We start from the raw sequence: 18,888 nt of genomic DNA, 5'->3' as shown, positions 1-18,888 counted from the left end.
CTTTCTTAAAATTTGACCCGCACCATCCGGTCATGATGATTGATATCTTGGCGCACTTCAACGCTTGCTTGCGGAAACTGCTTTTCAAAAATTTGTTTGACCGCTTGTCCCTGATGAAACCCGATTTCAAAATACATTCGGGTATGCGGTTTTAAATACGAGGAACATTCCGCAGCAATTCGCTGATAAATTGCCAAACCGTGATGCGGTGCAAATAACGCAAGTTCCGGTTCGTGCTCTAAAACACTGCGGTCCATGTACTTCCGTTCGTCCTCAGCGATATACGGCGGATTCGAAACGATCACATCATATTTGCCGTCCACATCATTTAAAAGATCACTTTGGACAAATTTAACAGATTCATTCAACGCCGCTGCGTTCTGTTTGGCAACGCCCAACGCATCAGCTGAAATATCGCTTAACGTTACGTCCCAAGTTGGACGTTGAGCTTTAAGGGCCAAGCCGATCGCCCCGGTACCGGTACCAACATCAAGCAGGTCGATCGGCTGTTCATCATAATCAGCTAAGATCCAATCAACCAGTTCCTCCGTTTCCGGGCGCGGAATCAAGGTTGTTTCCGTTACTTTAAGCTGCAAGCCGTAAAAAAACGCCTTGCCCGTAAGGTATTGGGCCGGCCAGCCATCAACAAATTTGTGAACGTTGGTCTGATACTGCTGCCATTCCTCAGCTGGCATTGGATCGCGAAAATGCATCAATAGTTGAGCTTCATTCCACCCCATCTGATCGCTCAACAGTAAATCAGCGGCGTCTGCTTCCAACCCGTGCGCTTCAATAAAAGAAAAAGCCCATTGACGGGCCTTAAAATAATTTACTGCATTATTCATTTTGCAATTTCTCCAATGCCTTAGTTTGATCATACAATACTAACGCATCAATAATGTCATCTAAATCACCGTTCATGATCTTATCCAACTTATTCAATGTCAATCCGATCCGGTGATCCGTAACCCGGTTTTGCGGGTAATTATATGTCCGAATTCGTTCTGACCGGTCCCCAGTCCCAATGGCTGACTTCCGGTTTTCGTCGTATTCACTTTGTTCTTGGGTCTTATAGTAATCATAAACCCGGGCTTTCAAAATCTGCATTGCCTTTTCCCGGTTTTGTTGCTGTGAACGTTGGTCTTGCATTGAAACCACGATTCCTGTCGGCAAGTGCGTCATCCGAACAGCTGATGAAGTCTTGTTGATGTGCTGACCACCGGCCCCTGATGACCGGAAAACATCGACCCGAATATCCTTTGGATCAATTTCAATTTCAACGTCCTCTTCTTCAGGCATTACCCCGACCGTTGCAGTTGAAGTGTGGACCCGGCCAGCTGATTCAGTAACGGGAACCCGTTGAACCCGGTGAGCACCACTTTCATATTTTAATTTTGAATAAACGTTTTTCCCGTTGATCAGCAATACGACTTGCTTGAATCCGCCGACTTCGGTTGGAGTCTTATCAACGATTTGAACTGACCAGCCTTGCTTTTCAGCATAGCGGGTGTACATGTTGTATAAATCTGCTGCAAACAAACTTGCTTCGTCCCCACCGGCAGCTCCCCGGATTTCCATGATGATGTTCTTTTCATCATTCGGGTCTTTGGGAATCAAAAGAATCTTGATTTCTTCTTCAAGCTTTTCCTTTTCCGCCTTTGAATCTGCCAGTTCATCCTTGACCATCGATGCCATTTCTTCATCATCTAAACCGGCATTCAACATTTCCTCATCATCTTTGATCTGCTGCGTAACCTTCTTATACTGGTTGTACTTTTCAACGGTTTCGCGCAAATCGGCCATTTCCTTTGAAAGCTTGGTGAACCGTTGCGTATCAGCAATTACATCCGGATCAGAAAGTAATTCGCCAAGCTCTTCGTAACGGTCTTCAAGCATTTGTAAACGATCAAATAACTTATCCATCTTGTCCTCCATTAAATATTATTCTTCAATATCTTTGCGGATTTCTTCCAGCGGCGGGTTAACGTAGTGTTTCCGGCAAACTGGGAAATATGCTTCGTTGCCGCCAATCATGATCTGCTCGCCGTCATAAACCGGCTTGCTATCATGGATTCGAAGGTTCATGGTTGCTTTTTTGGCACAGAACCAGCAAATGGTCTTCATTTCTTCGATTTTGTCAGCATACAGCAAAAGATATTCGGAACCTTCAAACAACTGATTCCGAAAGTCGTTCTTTAAACCGAACGTCATTACTGGAATTCCTAATTCATCAACGATTCGCGTCAATTCAATTACGTGATGCTTTTTCAAGAATTGTGCTTCATCAACTAACACACAGTCGATGTTCTGCTTTGAAGCCACAATTTCATATACATCCGTTTCATCAAAGATCGGAATTGCCGGCCGCCGTAACCCGATTCGGCTCGAAACATATCCGACTTCATCCCGGTTATCCAGCCCGCTTGTTAAAATCACAACGTGCTTGTGCTGTTCCTCATAGTTGTGAGCAACTTTAAGGATTTCAATCGTTTTGCCGCTGTTCATTGCGCCATAACGGAAAAAAAGTTGTGCCATAAACCCATCTCCAAAAAAAGTCTTTCTAAATAAGTATATACGATTTAAAGTCAAAATTCATTCCCTCACTTAAAATTTTCGGTGCTTTAATTATTAATTCGGACATTTATTCCAAGTTCGCTCAAAATAATTAACAATTTGCATTGACTTTTAGTCCTTTAAGGTTAAATAGATTAACAATATCATCAAAACACAAATAATATTGGAGGATCAGTAATGACGATGATCGATTTATGTATTAAAAGTAACCACGTTTTAAATGTCTTCTCCCGGTTATTCGAACCAAATGTCCTCTGGATCAATGACGGCAAAATTATTGCGACCGGCGAATCGTCGGCCTTCCATGCCCGGCGGACCCTTGATTATGCTGACCAATACATCGTTCCCGGATTTATCGACGCTCACGTTCACATTGAAAGTTCCCTTTTAACACCCAGTGAATTGGCCAAAGTGATTTTGCCACAAGGAACAACGGGAATTTTCACCGACCCGCATGAAATTGCGAATGTTGCCGGGGCAAACGGGATTCAATACATGATCGATGACGCGCGGCAGTCGCTGCTGGACGTTTACACGATGCTGCCTTCCAGTGTTCCGTGCACTCCGTTTGAAGACAGCGGCGCAACGTTGACCGCCAAAGAACTGAAACCATTTTACCAGGATCCAACTGTCCGCGGCTTAGCTGAAGTGATGGATTATCCAGCAGTTTCGTCGAATCAACCTGATATGATTGCTAAACTGAACGATTGTCTTCAAGCTGGCCGGCAAATTGACGGGCACGGGTCTGGCCTTTCACGGCACCAGCTCGATGTTTACCGGCAACACCAAATTTCAACTGACCATGAAGCAACTACGATCCAGCAAATTCAAGAACGCATTAATGAAGGCTTTTATGTTTTCCTGCGCGAAGGAACCGTTGAACGCGACCTTGAAAATACCGTCGGCGCAGTCAATGAATCCAACGCCAGTCGGTTCGCATTTTGTACTGACGATAAATTAGTTGACTCCCTTTTAAATGAAGGCGAGATCAACGACTGCATTCGCAAAGCAATTCACCACGGTTTGCGGCCCGAAACGGCATACACAATGGCGAGTTTTAACGCTGCGCAAGCTCACCAAACCCCTTTCATCGGCGCCCTCAATCCGAATTACCAAGCTGACATCGTTGTCTTAGACGACCCGTATGATGTTAAGATCCACCAGGTCATCAAAAAAGGCCACTTAATTTCAAATCATGATTTTAATACCCAACCGCTATCGTTTGCGAAAAACACAATGAACTTTGCGCTTTCGCCAGCTGATCTCCAACTTCCGCTGAATTCAGCAACCGCAAACATCATTCAGGTAATTCCGAACCACATCGAAACTAAACATTTAGTCGAACCCGTTTCAATTCATAATGGAAACTTCTGTCCTGATCCTTCCAACGATCAACTTAAAATGGTCGTCGTTGAACGCCACCATCACACCGGCAAAATCGGCAAAGCAATCGTAAAAGGCTTCAACTTAACTCACGGAGCCGTTGCATCTTCAATTGCACACGACTCCCACAATATTATTGCCGTTGGAACCAATGACGCGGATTTATTTGCTGCCATTCAGCATCTTCAAAAAGTTGGCGGCGGAATCACCGTCTTTGCAAATCACCATGAATTAGCAACCCTCCCGCTTCAAATCGGCGGGTTGATGTCAAATCTTTCATATAAAGAGACCGCTCAAAAATTAAACGCGATCACCGCAGCTTACCAGTCAATCAGCCGGCCAATCGGCTTTAATCCATTTATTACCTTATCATTCTTAGCATTGCCAGTTATTCCAACTTTAAAATTAACTGCGCGCGGTCTTTATGACTTTGATCAGCAAAAGTTTATCCCCGTTGAGGCGAACGCAGATTAAGTTAAATGATGTAAAAGTGAATTTCAGATTCTACTATGATAAAATGCAAATAGTATTTTAATTTTAGGAGATAGATCAATGGCACTTAAAAGTAAATTGGCAATTGCTGCCGGAAAATCTTCTTATTGGTTTTTGCATAATGTAATGCACGGCGGAACGTCGCTTCCAGGCAAGATCACCCTTACAATCGATCCAGACGTTTTGAAGGAATTAGCAAAGGATTACGAAATCGTGATTGTTACCGGAACCAACGGGAAGACCCTGACAACCGCCCTCACGGTTAAAGTTCTTAAACAAAAATACCCGGAAATTTTAACCAATCCGAGCGGTTCAAACATGAAACAGGGGATCGTCAGCACATTTTTATCTGCTAAAAAAGTCAAGAACGGTAAAAAAATCGCTGTTTTGGAAACGGATGAAGCCAACGTGCCGATTATTTCAAAGTACGTTGCTCCAACCGCCTTTGTTTTAACCAACATTTTCCGGGATCAGCTTGACCGGTTCGGCGAAATTTACACCACATATAATAAGATCCTTCAAGGAATCAAATTGCACCCGCAAGCTAAGATTATTGCGAACGGCGACGAACCGTTATTCCACAACTTGCAGGATCTGCCAAACCAAGTTGTTTACTTCGGCTTTGACAATCAACCGGATCAAGATCAAAAGGCACCCGCTAATACGGATGGGGTCTTATGTCCAAATTGCGATCACATTCTTCATTATTATAGTCGCAGTTACGGCAACTTGGGAAAATACTTCTGTCCCCACTGTGGATTTGAACGGCCGGAATTAACATACCGGATGAATCAAATTGTGGATCAAACGCCGCAATCATCAACCGTTAAAATCGATGATCACGAATTTACGCTTCACATTGGCGGAACGTATAACATCTATAACGCGCTTGCCGCATATTCTGTTGGCGCTGAATTTGGTTTGTTGCCACACGAAATCACGAAAGCCCTTGGTGCGGATGATAAAAACATCTTCGGGCGGCAAGAAGTTGTCCACGTTGGGGATAAAGACGTAACGATCATCCTTGTTAAAAACCCGGTCGGTCTTGACCAAGTATTGCAAATGATCAAAACAGACAAGAACCCGTTCTCCCTTGCATTCCTGTTAAATGCGAACTACGCTGATGGGATCGACACCAGTTGGATCTGGGACGGCAGTTTTGAAGAATTACCATTTGACCACATTCCATCTGTTTTGACCGGTGGTGAACGGTATAAGGACATCACTTTCCGGATGCGCGTTGCCGGCGTTCCCGAAGAACATTTTGCCCAACGGCCGGACTTAAAGGAAGCCGTCAACTATATCAAACAAATGCCGACAAAGCACGTTTACGTTTTGGCAACCTACACCGCAATGTTGCAATTGCGGAAGATGCTTGCTGACGAAGGTTACATCAAAGGAGGAATGGAATAATGCAATATCATTTGAATTTAGCCCACCTCTATGGTGATTTGCTCAATACTTACAGTGACATTGGCAATATTTTGGTTTTGAAATACTATGCCAAACAAATGGATACCGATATTGATGTTCAAATCATTTCTTTAGATGATGACTTTGATCCGGATAAATTCGACTTTGCCCTGTTCGGCGGCGGTCAAGATTATGAACAAACGATCGTTTCAAAAGACCTGCCAAATAAAGCAGCGGCCATTAAAAAGTTCATTAACGATGATAAACCAATGCTTGCGGTTTGCGGCGGCTATCAATTGCTTGGTCAATATTACATTGGCGCGGATGGCAAAAAGATTCCGGGAGTCGGCGCCCTGCCGCACCGGACTGAAACCCAGATCAATAACCGTTTCATCGGCGATATTCGAATCAAAAACGAAGAAACCGGCGAAGAATATCATGGTTTTGAAAATCACAACGGGGTAACGTTCCTCGGCGAAGGCGAACGTCCCCTCGGAAAAGTGATTGAAGGTCATGGGAACAACGGTCAAGACGGTTCTGAAGGTGCAATTTACAAAAATGTCTTTGGAACATACTTCCACGGACCAGTTCTCGCCCGGAACGGAAACCTTGCAAAACGTTTCTTATTATTAGCACTGAAAAAGAAATATCCCGATGCTGACTTTAGTCAACAAGAAGCATTGGAAATTAAACCAACATATTAAAAAGAACGGTTGCGCCTGATTGCGCAACCGTTCTTTTTATGCCTTCGTAATATACACATATAATTCAGTTGTTGAAAACCCAATCGAATACTTGATTCCATGGTTGATAATCGTTTTCGACGTTGTCTGGGTTTTATCCTGATTCTTCGTTTTGCTTTCAAATTCATGCATGACCTGCTTGCCATTGGCACCCAGCGCTTGACTGAAAAGCGCAAACGCCGTGCCGAATTGCTGAGCCTGAGCCTTGTCCTTAAAACTTTTGACCGGGATCATCATTGTGGCTCCCATCAAATCTCCGTTTTTCACATTCAAGCGCAACGTATATGCGGAATTATCCACGGCATTGTGGATTCCATTCAATTGTACTGGAAGTTGTTCACTCTTCGTTGTGGATTGTAACTGCTGAACCCTTTGTTCGACCTGTTGCGCCTGCTTCATTTGCTGCATCAGTTGAGGATTCGGTGAACTTGGGGCCTTCTTCAAAGCCGCCGCTGCCTTTAGTATCTGAACTTCCTGTGGGGATAACTTGCTCATGACGACCATTTGATTGTACTTTTGCACAATCTGCTGGTAGTTGCCAAGTTTTTTCGCCGCGTTCACCGTTACGGTTTGCTGCTGTTGCTGCCCGCCATGCGCAGCCGTGATCTTCACTTTTTGTTGCTGGTCACTTGCTGGAACCTGAATCACAAAGGTTTTATCGTGAACCTTAACGCTGTGCTTTGCCCCATTGCTAATTTGATAAGTAACGGTATTTTGATTAGCGGTATGCCCCTTAACAACCGCAACCATTTCATCCGGTGAATAAGTTTTCGCCGTGGTCGATAAACTGACCTTGCTACAGCCGGTTAGAAACAATGAAAGCCCCGCGGTTAAAATTATTCCTAATTTTTTGTGCATGTTCATTCCTCCTAATCCATCTGAATATTGCCTTCAAATTGTGAATTATACAAGTCAGCATAGAAGCCGTTCTTCGCCAATAACTGGTTATGCGTTCCGGTTTCCACAATTGAACCATGATTCATCACAATAATGTTATCCGCATCTTGAATTGTTGATAACCGGTGCGCAACTACAAAGCTCGTCCGGCCTTCAAGCAGCTTGTTCATGGCATGTTGAATCTGTAATTCAGTTCGTGTATCAACGCTTGAGGTGGCCTCATCCAAAATCAAGATTTCAGGATCAGCCACAAATGCCCGTGCAATTGTTAACAACTGCCGCTGTCCCTGTGAAATGTTCGACGCAGATTCATCCAAAACGGTTTGGTAACCATTGGGTAATTGTTCCACAAAATCGTCCACATGGGCCGCCTTCGCAGCCGCAAGAACCTCTTCATCCGTTGCATCTTCGCGGCCATACTTCAAGTTATCCCAAATCTTTCCTGAAAATAGCCATGTATCCTGCAAGACCATTGCAAAGTGGGACCGTAATTCTTCCCGTGTCAAATCACGGGTATCGACCCCGTTTAACCGAATCGAGCCGCCTTTAATATCATAGAACCGTTCAAGCAGGTTGATGATTGTCGTTTTCCCGGCACCGGTCGGCCCGACGATCGCCGTCATATGCCCTTGCTTGACCGTCAAATTATAATCTTCCATCAAAATCGGCGCATTGTCATAGCCGAATTTCACGTGTTCAAATTCAATCAGACCAGCCGGATCCTTTTCAACCGGTAACCCGGATTTCGTTTCCTGCATATCCGGTTCATCCAAGACGCCAAAGACCCGTTCAGCAGATGCGATCGTTAATTGGATCGTGTTTGCCAAATTGGCCAACTGAGAAATGGGTTGTGAGAAGTTGGTCGTGTATTGCAGCATCGCCTGCACATTCCCTAATGAAATCTGCCCGCTGGTAACTTGAATCCCACCGACAATCGCAACGCAAACGTAAGTCAGGTTACTGATAAATGACATGATCGGCATCATAATTCCGGAAGCCATTTGGGCCCGCCATGATGCTTGGTATAAGGCTTCGTTTTCTTTTTCAAAGTCATCGATCGTCTTTTGTTCCCGGTTAAAACTCTTGATCACGTTTTGCCCAGCATAGTTTTCTTCGATTGCGCCGTTCAAAATTCCGAGGTGCTTTTGTTGCGCGCCGAAATTTTTCTGGGATTGCGGGGCAATGATTCCGATACAAATCATGCTTAACGGTACTGAACAAACGATGATCAACGTAAGTTTCCAGCTGATCGTCAACATCAGCCATAATGTGCCGACAAGCTGAACAACGGAAGTTACCAGCTGCATCAAACTTTGCTGCAAGGTCGATGAAATGTTATCCATATCATTAATGGCCGTACTGATAATGTCCCCGTTCGAGTGCGTGTCATAGTAGTTGACCGGCACCGTCATCATTTTATGTTTCAACTGTTTCCGCATGCTATATACGGTATGCTGCGACATGTAGTTCATGATGACCCGTTGGATAAACGTTAATACGGCTGAACCGACGTACATGGCCATGACGATCATTAAAATGTGGCCGATTTTGTGAAAATCAATTGGCCAGTGGTGCATCGCAATGCCGGCTTTTTGCATTGCCGTTCCTTTCATCACGCCTTCAAAAATCGTTGTCGTTGCCTGACCTAAAATTTTTGGTGTCCGAATCTGCAATACTTGGGCGGTGATCGCCAATGCCATCGTGATTAAAATGGCCGCAATCTGATTCTTCATGTACTTCAACAACCGCCACGTTGTTTTCCAAAAATGTTGCGGTTTTTCAATTGGACCGCGATTCCGTTTAGGCATTTTGCTCACCCTCCTTTGATTCCCGGATCTGGGAGTTCACAATTGACTGGTAAACCTTGTTCGTTGCGAGTAATTCCTGGTGGGTCCCCTGACCGACGACCTTGCCTTTATCCAATACTAAAATCAAATCAGCATCGGCAATCGTTGAAACCCGCTGACCAACAATAACCACAACGTGTTTTTGAATTTCTTCATCGGTTTTTAAGGCTGCGCGTAACTTTGCATCCGTCTTAAAGTCCAATGCTGAAAATGAGTCATCGAAAACGTAAATGGAAGCCTGCTTGACCAAGGCGCGCGCAATCGCTAACCGTTGCCGCTGCCCGCCAGAAAAGTTAGCGCCGCCCTGTTCAACGTGCGCGTCAAGCTGGCCGTCCAGTTCCTTTACAAAATCACTGGCTTGCGCAATCTCAAGGGCATGCCAGATCTGCTCATCTGAAGCCTGCGCATCGCCAAATTGCATGTTTTCGCGCAATGTTCCTTCAAACAGGTTCGCCTTTTGCGGGACGAATGCAACGGCTTGGTGAATGGCCTGCAGCGTCGTGTTCCGGACATCAACGCCATTGACTTTGACTTCACCCTGAGTCGCGTCATAAAACCGCGGAATCATGTTGATCAAGGTTGATTTCCCTGACCCGGTTCCACCGATGATCGCCAACGTTTGTCCGGCATGCAGCTTAAAGTTGACCCCTTCAAGCGCATCCTTTTGGGCATCCGCATACTTGAACGCCACGTTGTCAAATTCAAGCGCAGATGGCTTATCCAATGATTGCGGATCCTTGGCGTCCGTGATCGGCGTCGTCATGTTCAAGATCTGATTCAACCGTTTGGCTGACGCTTGGGCCCGGGGAACCATAACGAACACCATTGAAAGCATCGCAAAGCTCATCAAAATTTGAGCCGCATACGTAATAAAGGCGATCATGTTCCCGACTTTCGTTGCTTGAAAGGCAATCAAATGACTGCCCCAGTAGGTAATCACAACGTTGGTTGCACTCATGATCAAAGTCATTAACGGCATCATCAATCCAGTAATGTTGTAAACCTTGATTGCATTGTGGGTATAGTCTTTGTTGACTTCATCAAAGCGTTGCTGTTCCAGTTCATCTTGGCGGAATGCCCGGATGACCCGGACACCGGTCAAGCCTTCCCGGAAAACCTGGTTGACCCGGTCAGTCTTTTTCTGCATCGCAAAGAATAACGGTCCGGCAAAGCGAATCACCAGTGCCATGATGACCGCGATCAACGGCAAAATGACAATAAAGATTGTCGTCAACGTTGCACTCCGACGGTAAGCTAAAATGCTTGCCCCGATCAACATTAATGGTGCCATTAACATCATCCGCAAAAACATCAACGTTACGTTTTGAATCTGCATAATGTCGTTGGTTGTCCGCGTAACCAGTGATGATGTCCCGATCTGTTTCATTTCATCATGCGAATAGTTGATCACTTTGCGATAGACGTCGCTGCGCAACCGCTGCCCTAACTTTTGCGAACCTTTTGCTGAAAAATAAACGTTAAACGCTGCGGCCGCAACACTGATCAGCGAGAAGATCATCATCTGAATACCGACCATCCAAATGTAATGAACATTGCCCTTCGCAACCCCGTTATTCACGATATTCGAAGTCAACGTCGGCAAGTACAGCGTCGTCATGACTTGAATTGCCATGAAAATCGTTGCCCCGATAACTTTCGATTTCGGCAACCGCTTCTTCAATAAATTAATCATCCGCATTTCCTCCTTTGCCTTGGATTCCGAATTGTAACCAATTCAATAAGGTATTAAAATTTTGAATCGCTTCCTGATACGGATCATCGACGTTAAAGCGGTCCGCCATAAAATACATGCTGATCGACTGGATCATCATCGTTGTGATCTGTCGGTTAAGCAAAACATAATTATGCTCGGTCAATTCGATCCGTAATTTCTGCTGGTTGATCAACTCCCGGTCATCATCGTGCTTTGACCGCCGTTGCTGATGAAGTGCCTTGCGCATTTCCTTAGAATTACGGAACTGGAAAAAGGTATTCTTCCAAAAAGCGTGATTCTTTTCATTCCGCATCATATCAAGAATATCCTTAAACAAAAGCGGTACTGCCGCAAAGAAATCACCCTGGTGTTCCTGCAAAAGCTGATGCCAAGTTCGATACCACTCTTGCGAAAACTGCATCACCAAGTAAGTCTGCAGATCATATTTATCTTCAAAATACTGGTAAAAACTTCCGCGCGGAATTTCAGCAAGTTTAATAATATTACTGATGGAAGCGTCAATCGCCGGCACCCGAGAAAACTCTTCAAAACCCGCCTTCAATAGCCGCCGCTGCTTCTCCTGCGGAAGATTCAGAAATGTTTGCTTCGGCATTTTTTCATTCCTTTCTAGATATATGACACACTGTCATATGACAATATGTCATATTAGTGCTTTAAGAACCAAATGTCAAATTAATTTGAATCATTTCAATTCGCTTCCTCCTTAAAATTTAATTGGAAATCAACACCTTAAATGTCCGAAAGTATTTCCTTGGTATAACCCCCAACTATGATGATTGCTATTCAAAAGATATTTTTTTAGATATAAAAAGATCCTGCTTTTCAGCAGGATCTCTAAACCTTATATCAACCTATTTTTCCGCAAACACCACTTTTTCTTCCGTATCAATGTAGCTTGCGGAAGCCGGTGTTGCGAACACCATTTCACCGTTCTTGTCGCTGAAGATTCCTAACGCTGCGATCTGCGCCATGTACTTCTTCAACGGTTCAGCTTCAAGTTCCGTTTTTACGTAGTTGAGCTGTAAGTGGTGCATTGTGTTCTTCGTTGCTGAGCGAAAACCTAAGTTTAATTTCTTCATTTAAATTCCCTCTTTCGTAATTAATTCGCTGACCGATTATTCACTAACTGCTGGTGAAGCTGAAAGCTCTTCGGTTCGGGTAACCTTGATGTTAACAACATTTTCGCCCGTCAACTTGCCGATGATTTCAGCAAATTCCGCGATCTTGTCATCGGTTGCGCTGGCATTCACGCCGTTAAATGTCCGGCGGCGGGTCTTGCCTTCGCCTAAATCATGTTCCAGGTAAATTCCGGTTTTCTTCCATTCTGGTTTAACTGTCATTTTAAATTCCTCCAATTTCTAAATGGCTGAAAATCAAGTTCGATCACGACCTGTTATCGGATCAAGATTGATTTTCAAGTTCATCGTGGTGGTGTAAGTTGCGCGCCCCTTACATCTTTATTAACGAATTGACCCGCGATTTTTCCCACCCTCAAAATTGATTTTTTTCAAAAAAAGATTCAACTTTCTTTCGCAACCGGGCTTTCCGGCGGTAAATTGCATTCGGATGAACCCCAATTTGCGCGGCGATTTCCGCCACTTTTTTACCTTGAAGCCGTTGTTCAACGTACAGCCATTCCTTGGCAGTACAGATTGCCCGAATCGCTGCCAACAATTCAGCATCTTCAATTCCGGCATGCACATCGACCCGTTCATCCACAATATCCCAATCTTCATTGGTTGCTGAAATGATCGGGGCTTCAACTTCATGATTGCGCTGCTGCTTGCGTAAATAATCCAGCAAGCCCCAGTAGATCTTGGTGAAGAAATAGTTAAACCGGCGTTTTCCGGTATACTGATTCGTCGCATACGCCTTTAAATACAGCAGGCGCCCTTCCGAAACCAAATCATCATAATCATTATGGGCTTTCGTAATATGCAGTTTCTTCAACACCGCATAAATCACGGTGTCATCGGCTAATAATTCCTTAAATCCATCTTGATTTTCCACATTCAAATCCGGTCATGACGTTTCCTTTGCTTGAATTTCAACCTGGCCAAATTGATACTTCAAGCATAAAAAATTCGGTTAATTCTTAATAGATAGCAATCAATTTCAAAGGTTTAGAATTGAATCGAATTCTAAAATTCAGAATGGTTAAAGAAAGCGTTGACAGGAGTGCTACCCGTTAAGTAAAATTTATAAATATAACAAAATATTATCATTTTTAATAAAAATTAATAATCCAGTCAGGAGTTATGCCCATGCTGATTACATATCACGTTAATACGAACCAGCTTCGCCATTCATCCCGGATCGTGATCGATCATGATGCCACCCTCGATCCAGCAATAACCATCATGTTTTGTAAAATCCATGAACAAAATCTGCGCACCATGATTTTTCGCAACGATGGCACGATCATTAAGACCCCGCAAACTCCGAAAGTACTGATCAAAAAGCTGCTTGCGCCGCACGGTGATCTTGGGGCAGTTCTGATCGACGGGATCGTCAACCATCTTTATCAAACTTCGCACCCCGGAACGCGGCAGCTGCCGATCATGGGCAAAGAATGCCTGATTTTCCCCGCAGCTGGAATGACGCGCCATCCAGGTTGCTGGGTCTTCTTAAACAAATATCCGATTCGCAAGGAAAGCCCGTACCGCTTCACGGTCGATGTCCCGGAATACGACATTGAAATCCGGCTGGAGGTCGACCGCAAAGTTTTTCAAACCAATAAAAATACCGCGTACCAGTGTTACGGCGTGGCTCAAGCCATCTTTCCGCAGCGGTTCACGGTTAAACTGCCGCCGCATTATGAAACGACACTTACTAATCAAGAAGTCGCCAACATCATAAGTTCGTTAGGAACGTCGCGAATCGTCAAGATCTTGAAGGATAATTTCGGGATGAGTTTGTGGGATATTAAACGGATAATTAAGTAAAAAAGAAGACTTGTCATAAAAACAAGTCTTCTTTGCCTATGTATAAATTTTAAGCTTTCTTTTTGAAACAATCAGTTGGTAAAAGTACTCCAAAAAGTGGGCATATTCCAATTGCAAATAATAACATCAAAATCGTTATAACGATATTAAAACCAATGTCCCGAAAACGTCGAACTGTTACAGGGATAATCAATAGATTGGCAACAATAACATTTGTCGCAATTATTATTTCAAATATTGTTACCATTAATCCATTAATATTCATCAATGTAAATACCAAAATCAAGTTACATCCTGTAAATAAGATTACATAGAAATAAATCATTGGAAATAAATATCCTCTACGAGTGGTAATTCCTTTGAAATCTATTAATCCATGAAAAAAATCAGAAATACTTTCTTTAAAACTTACATATCCTTGTTCATTAATTTTATGCATTTTTAATAATCCTCCCTTTCTTAATCATCGTCATCATCACTTGGCGGGAAAAGCATAGCCAATATTGTAAAAACAAATGTTATAAAAGTTAAACTCATATCTGTTGCAGTACTGATTATATCTGTCCACTTTTCTATCCCAGAATTAAAACTTTTTTCAATCTTTAAATCGTTAAATTGTTTAACGGAATAAACACAACATAAGAAAGCAATAAATATCAATGCTAGACTAAAAAGATAACTACCAGATTTTGTAATTATTGTAAAAATAATAATCATAACGCTTAGGCATGTTCCTAAAATGAAATTTCTTTTTTTAGCAATTTTTATATTTTTAGAAAATAAACCTATAAGCAAACATATAATTGTGACTAAAATAGCAAAGCCATATACACTCATCACAATCTTATATATAAAATTATCATCTTGTGAGAAAAATCCTAAAATTAATCCTGTAGTTATCCAAAACAAGAAATACGATACTATCTGACAGCAAAGCCAAATTACTTTCTTATATTTTTCACAAAATGAATTAAAAAATATTTCCAAAATATAACTAATTATCCATAAAAAAACTAGGAAATAAAAAGAAACATCAATTCTTTTTATATAAATTTTAATTGATAACATTACTAATATAGGTATTAACATGCCTAATGCTAAGCAAGACAAAACTTGACTTATATATTTTTTATTACTCATGTAAATTTACCTTTTACATCACTATCCAAATACACAGCTATTCTTTCTGAAACTTTCCTGTCGGCATGCACAGCAAAACAAGCAAAACGATTTTATAAATCATTCCGATAATCGGAAACATCGGCGAAATAAACCCAATTATATTTAACGTGTAGTTCAGTCCGTTCTTCATTCCCGTATCACGAAGCCGGCGGACATTCAGGGCTAACAGCGGAATCATTAGTCCGAGTAAAACCAGCCCGGAAAGTGCCATCAACAGCCACGAACCATTTTGCAAACATCCGCTGATTACTTTCACTATCAAGCACCATATAAAATTAATAATCACATATGATAACAGGCCCCAGCCAAACATTTGCAAGTTAGCCCGGCCGTTAAAGTTAAATGCATTGCGGAAAAAAGATTTCCCCCCTTGAATAAAGGTAACCTTTAACTTTCCTTCAGTTCCGTCCGGGTTAAATACGACCACGGGCTCACCTCCGTTTTCATGACTTGCTTTCGTAGCAGTAATAATCACCACGACGAGACTGGCAATCATTCCAATGAAGCCGCCATACATCCATAACACCGGAAACCATTCAACCGATTGGGAAGCGGCTGCCAAATCACCTAAAAGACCAATGATTGCCCCCACAAACGGGAGCGCAATGATCATAATGATTTTCCCCGCAAGCCCGAAATGCAAAGAATGAGAATGGGCCATGCAGAGCATAAAAATTACTGCAACAATTAATGCTAAAACTAATCCAAATACCATTTCTTACTCCTCAAATTCTTTTATTATGATTTATCAATTATCCTGTGAATGATTCCGGTACTTACATATGTTTCCCCAAACAATAACTATAATTCCCAGAATCAAAGCTAAAATTATCCCCAATGCAACTCCAATCGCCATTCCGGCAGCGCCTCCAAGCATCCATAACATTGGGAACCACTCAGTTGCTTTTGAAGCCACCGTTAAATCACATCTAAATCCAATTACCACTCCAACAATTGGAAGAACGCCGGAAACCATCCCAGTTACAATTGCGATTACGATTGCAATCACAGTACAAACCTTTTTTGCCCGCGGCGATAGATATCTTGCCATATATACCGCATACACAATCAACGCAACAAGCACAATTGAAATCAGTAATTTCATCGCTTACTCCTAGAATCCTTTTATTAAATTCATTCCGTGATTCACTCACATCTCTTAAAATAATAGCAATATTTAAGTTACGATTACGATTCGCTTTAAAAAATTAATCTTTTCTTAAACTTTGGCATTAAAAAACACCAACTGCTTTCACAATTGGTGTCAGATTGAATTTCTATTTCATTTCGCCGCTTGGATTATCATGGTTTAACGTGATGATCTCACTTGGTTCGACCTTGAAGAAGTCGCTCACTAATTTCCGTAAGTCTTCCATTGCGGCTTCCATGTTTGCTGCCTGTTCTTTGGTTGCGGCTTCGGTTACTAAAACGGCATGCGTTGTCTCTTCCGTCAGCATGGTTCGTTTCGCTTCGCGCCAGTTCCAGCAGCGACAGATTGCTCCGCCTTGATCATAGTAGCAGACTTCGCCCGGAAGTGTCGGTTCGCTGTCATCAGCTCCCAACGGCCAAAATTCATCGCCGCCGGCAGTTACGCCTAAATGCATGTCGCCATCCATTTGGTCAAGGTCTTCACCACCGCACGGAACGCCATACCGCAATGAAATACTGTTATATAAATCAACTAATGGAATGATTGGCTTAAAGTCGCGATCCTGACTGACCCGTTTCAACATTGCTTCAATTGATGACCGGGCGCCTTTTTTCTTTTTGAACTGTTGATAAACTTTGCGCCAACTAGCAACGACCGGATTGTTGCGGAACGTTTCGGCTTGAATGTACTTCTTGGATTCTTCCTTCGCATCCGCAAGCAGCTTTTCAAAGTACGGATCGTCCTTTTCATCAACGTGATTGTTGATTCCGTCGACCGTAAAATATCTGATTTCGGCTTCCGGGAACTTTTCAAACAATGATTCATCTAAGATAAATTTTTTCATTTCTTTTTCCTCCTCACCTTAATTTTAAGGCAGTTAAAAAAGTGTGACAAGAGAAGAAAAACACCAGCCGTTTCCCACAGCCAGTGTTTCGTTCATTTCGTTTATTCAACCCCCATTTGTTGTTTAACAACGTTCACGATTTCCATGACGTAATCATGAACCAATTCAGGGGTTTTAGCTTCGCACATTACCCGCAATAAGTCTTCGGTCCCTGAAGGACGAACCAAGACGCGGCCTTCGCCGTCCATCTTTGCTTCAACTTCCTTGATGACCTTTTGGATTGCGGAATTATTCAATGCAGCCTTCTTATCCGTTACGCGAACATTTACAAGTTCTTGCGGATATTTTTCAACTTCGGCTGCTAATTCAGACAATTTCTTGCCGGTTTGCTTCATGACATTTAATAATTGAAGAGCTGTTAACATGCCGTCGCCCGTTGTATTGAAGTCTAAGAAGACGACGTGGCCGGATTGTTCGCCACCAAGGTTGTAGCCGTCCTTCAACATTTCTTCAACAACGTACCGGTCGCCGACTTGCGTCTTAACTGAATTCATTTCAGCCTTTTCCATTGCCTTGTACATTCCAAGGTTACTCATCACCGTCGTTACGATCGTACTCTTCTTCAACCGGCCGCGTTCATTCATGTACTTTCCGCAAATGTACATGATCTTGTCACCGTCAACAATGTTTCCTAATTCATCAACTGCGATGCACCGGTCGCCGTCCCCGTCAAAGGCAACGCCGGCTTGAGCACCTTGTTCAACAACGAATTTAGCTAAGGCTTCTGGGTGTGTTGAACCAACACCATTGTTGATGTTCAAGCCATCAGGGTTCGTTGCCATCGTTGTGAAATCAGCGCCTAAATCTGCGAATAAGCGTGAAACCAACGTACTTGTTGAACCGTTTGCCCCGTCGACGCAGATGTGCATTCCTGATAAATCATCCGGAATTGTTTGTTCAAGGAATTGAGTATACTTCAAAGCGCCTTCCTTAAAGTCGCTCATTGTTCCTAAGCCTTCTGCTGATGGGCGTGGTAATGTATCTTCGTCCTTATCAAGCAAAGCTTCGATTTCGGCTTCCTTTTCGTCAGACAACTTGTAGCCGTCGCCCCCGAAGAACTTGATTCCGTTATCTTGAACCGGATTGTGTGAAGCTGAAATCATGACCCCGGCGTCAGCATCTTGCAAACGAACCAAGTATGCTACCCCTGGAGTTGTGATTACGCCCAAGTCGAACACTTCAATTCCAACTGAAAGTAATCCGGCAATCAATGCGTGTTCAAGCATTTGGCCTGAAATCCGAGTATCACGTGCCACTAAAACCCGTGGTGCCCGTTCCTTATTTGTAGCATGTTGCGTCAACACATAACCGCCGCAACGGCCCAATTTAAATGCTAATTCAGGGCTCAAAGATTCATTCGCAATGCCCCGAACGCCATCTGTTCCGAAATACTTCAATTTCATCGTATTTTCCTCATTTCATATTAGTAACTAATATAGCTATTATATCATTTTGGCATCCATTGTTTCTTATGAATTGTTAAAACAAAAGAGCTCACAATAGTGATATTTTACCATAAACCCCGCTGAATGATTAGTCTTATCTTGAACAAACGCGGTTCGATACCATGATTCTGGTCATGATTAGGCATTGTTTGACTTTAAATTTTATCATTTTTACACT

The 18,888-nt window shown here is 42.9% G+C and carries 20 protein-coding genes; 4 read left to right on the top strand and 16 right to left on the bottom strand.

Translation table 11 applies throughout. The annotated features are described in order from the left end of the window. Nucleotides 1-5 precede the first annotated feature (5 nt). The 3 genes from prmC to A3O17_RS02425 are packed head-to-tail and all read right to left on the bottom strand — an operon-like array spanning nucleotide 6 to nucleotide 2,535. Nucleotides 6-845, bottom strand: coding sequence for a peptide chain release factor N(5)-glutamine methyltransferase (gene prmC, locus A3O17_RS02435; RefSeq protein ID WP_064207907.1), 840 nt, complete (start codon nucleotides 843-845; stop codon nucleotides 6-8). Further along, entirely contained in the window at nucleotides 838-1,923 is a 1,086-nt protein-coding gene (gene prfA, locus A3O17_RS02430; protein ID WP_057826847.1) for a peptide chain release factor 1, read from the bottom strand. Before prfA ends, prmC begins: the two co-directional genes overlap by 8 nt. Nucleotides 1,924-1,941: 18 nt before the next feature. Beyond that, entirely contained in the window at nucleotides 1,942-2,535 is a 594-nt protein-coding gene (locus A3O17_RS02425) for a thymidine kinase (RefSeq protein ID WP_064207906.1), read from the bottom strand. Nucleotides 2,536-2,751: 216 nt separating this feature from the next. On the opposite strand from A3O17_RS02425, the gene ade reads away from it, so the two are divergent. The 3 genes from ade (at nucleotide 2,752) to A3O17_RS02410 (ending at nucleotide 6,566) form a co-directional block, all read left to right on the top strand. Further along, nucleotides 2,752-4,431 carry an adenine deaminase gene (gene ade, locus A3O17_RS02420; protein ID WP_064207905.1) on the top strand — a complete coding sequence of 560 codons (1,680 nt, stop codon included), beginning with the start codon at nucleotides 2,752-2,754 and terminating at the stop codon, nucleotides 4,429-4,431. A gap of 78 nt (nucleotides 4,432-4,509) precedes the next feature. Next, nucleotides 4,510-5,862: a Mur ligase family protein gene (locus A3O17_RS02415; protein WP_064207904.1), complete on the top strand. Its 1,353-nt coding sequence runs from the start codon at nucleotides 4,510-4,512 to the stop codon at nucleotides 5,860-5,862. Continuing rightward, nucleotides 5,862-6,566: a type 1 glutamine amidotransferase gene (locus tag A3O17_RS02410; protein WP_064207903.1), complete on the top strand. Its 705-nt coding sequence runs from the start codon at nucleotides 5,862-5,864 to the stop codon at nucleotides 6,564-6,566. The genes A3O17_RS02415 and A3O17_RS02410 overlap by 1 nt, the downstream gene beginning before the upstream one ends. Before the next feature lie 36 nt (nucleotides 6,567-6,602). On the opposite strand, the gene A3O17_RS02405 is transcribed toward A3O17_RS02410, so the two are convergent. From A3O17_RS02405 to A3O17_RS02375, 7 genes are all read right to left on the bottom strand, one after another. After that, a complete protein-coding gene (locus tag A3O17_RS02405; protein WP_064207902.1) occupies nucleotides 6,603-7,463 on the bottom strand; it encodes a hypothetical protein in 861 nt (286 codons plus the stop codon). An 11-nt stretch (nucleotides 7,464-7,474) separates the two neighbouring features. After that, nucleotides 7,475-9,310 (bottom strand): ABC transporter ATP-binding protein, encoded by a 1,836-nt coding sequence (locus A3O17_RS02400; RefSeq protein WP_064207901.1) that lies wholly within the window; start codon nucleotides 9,308-9,310, stop codon nucleotides 7,475-7,477. Then, a complete protein-coding gene (locus A3O17_RS02395; RefSeq protein ID WP_064207900.1) occupies nucleotides 9,303-11,042 on the bottom strand; it encodes an ABC transporter ATP-binding protein in 1,740 nt (579 codons plus the stop codon). The genes A3O17_RS02400 and A3O17_RS02395 overlap by 8 nt, the downstream gene beginning before the upstream one ends. Further along, nucleotides 11,035-11,676 (bottom strand): TetR/AcrR family transcriptional regulator, encoded by a 642-nt coding sequence (locus A3O17_RS02390; RefSeq protein ID WP_064207899.1) that lies wholly within the window; start codon nucleotides 11,674-11,676, stop codon nucleotides 11,035-11,037. Before A3O17_RS02390 ends, A3O17_RS02395 begins: the two co-directional genes overlap by 8 nt. 259 nt (nucleotides 11,677-11,935) lie before the next feature. Then, a complete protein-coding gene (locus tag A3O17_RS02385; RefSeq protein ID WP_057826838.1) occupies nucleotides 11,936-12,163 on the bottom strand; it encodes a DUF2922 family protein in 228 nt (75 codons plus the stop codon). 36 nt (nucleotides 12,164-12,199) lie between these two features. Beyond that, nucleotides 12,200-12,424, bottom strand: coding sequence for a DUF1659 domain-containing protein (locus A3O17_RS02380; RefSeq protein ID WP_064207898.1), 225 nt, complete (start codon nucleotides 12,422-12,424; stop codon nucleotides 12,200-12,202). Nucleotides 12,425-12,575: 151 nt separating this feature from the next. Continuing rightward, nucleotides 12,576-13,094: an RNA polymerase sigma factor gene (locus A3O17_RS02375; RefSeq protein WP_064207897.1), complete on the bottom strand. Its 519-nt coding sequence runs from the start codon at nucleotides 13,092-13,094 to the stop codon at nucleotides 12,576-12,578. Nucleotides 13,095-13,348: 254 nt separating this feature from the next. Between A3O17_RS02375 and A3O17_RS02370 the strand changes: the two genes are divergently transcribed. Further along, a complete protein-coding gene (locus A3O17_RS02370) occupies nucleotides 13,349-14,029 on the top strand; it encodes a hypothetical protein (protein WP_064207896.1) in 681 nt (226 codons plus the stop codon). 49 nt (nucleotides 14,030-14,078) lie between these two features. On the opposite strand, the gene A3O17_RS02365 is transcribed toward A3O17_RS02370, so the two are convergent. The 6 genes from A3O17_RS02365 to glmM form a co-directional block, all read right to left on the bottom strand. Continuing rightward, a complete protein-coding gene (locus A3O17_RS02365) occupies nucleotides 14,079-14,468 on the bottom strand; it encodes a DUF805 domain-containing protein (RefSeq protein WP_064207895.1) in 390 nt (129 codons plus the stop codon). A 20-nt stretch (nucleotides 14,469-14,488) separates the two neighbouring features. Beyond that, nucleotides 14,489-15,169 (bottom strand): hypothetical protein, encoded by a 681-nt coding sequence (locus A3O17_RS02360; RefSeq protein WP_064207894.1) that lies wholly within the window; start codon nucleotides 15,167-15,169, stop codon nucleotides 14,489-14,491. A gap of 37 nt (nucleotides 15,170-15,206) precedes the next feature. Further along, complete coding sequence (locus tag A3O17_RS02355; protein ID WP_064207893.1) at nucleotides 15,207-15,926, bottom strand: DUF805 domain-containing protein; 720 nt, start codon at nucleotides 15,924-15,926, stop codon at nucleotides 15,207-15,209. Between the two features lie 33 nt (nucleotides 15,927-15,959). Continuing rightward, nucleotides 15,960-16,316 carry a hypothetical protein gene (locus A3O17_RS02350; protein ID WP_064207892.1) on the bottom strand — a complete coding sequence of 119 codons (357 nt, stop codon included), beginning with the start codon at nucleotides 16,314-16,316 and terminating at the stop codon, nucleotides 15,960-15,962. 172 nt (nucleotides 16,317-16,488) lie between these two features. Next, complete coding sequence (locus tag A3O17_RS02345; RefSeq protein WP_064207891.1) at nucleotides 16,489-17,205, bottom strand: B3/B4 domain-containing protein; 717 nt, start codon at nucleotides 17,203-17,205, stop codon at nucleotides 16,489-16,491. Nucleotides 17,206-17,306: 101 nt separating this feature from the next. Continuing rightward, a complete protein-coding gene (glmM, locus tag A3O17_RS02340) occupies nucleotides 17,307-18,662 on the bottom strand; it encodes a phosphoglucosamine mutase (protein WP_057826911.1) in 1,356 nt (451 codons plus the stop codon). Nucleotides 18,663-18,888 lie beyond the last annotated feature (226 nt).

Origin of the sequence: Ligilactobacillus aviarius, from assembly GCF_001654615.1 — a bacterium.
GTDB classification, from domain to species: Bacteria; Bacillota; Bacilli; order Lactobacillales; family Lactobacillaceae; genus Ligilactobacillus; species Ligilactobacillus aviarius_B.
This window is presented reverse-complemented; position numbering and strand designations above follow the sequence as displayed.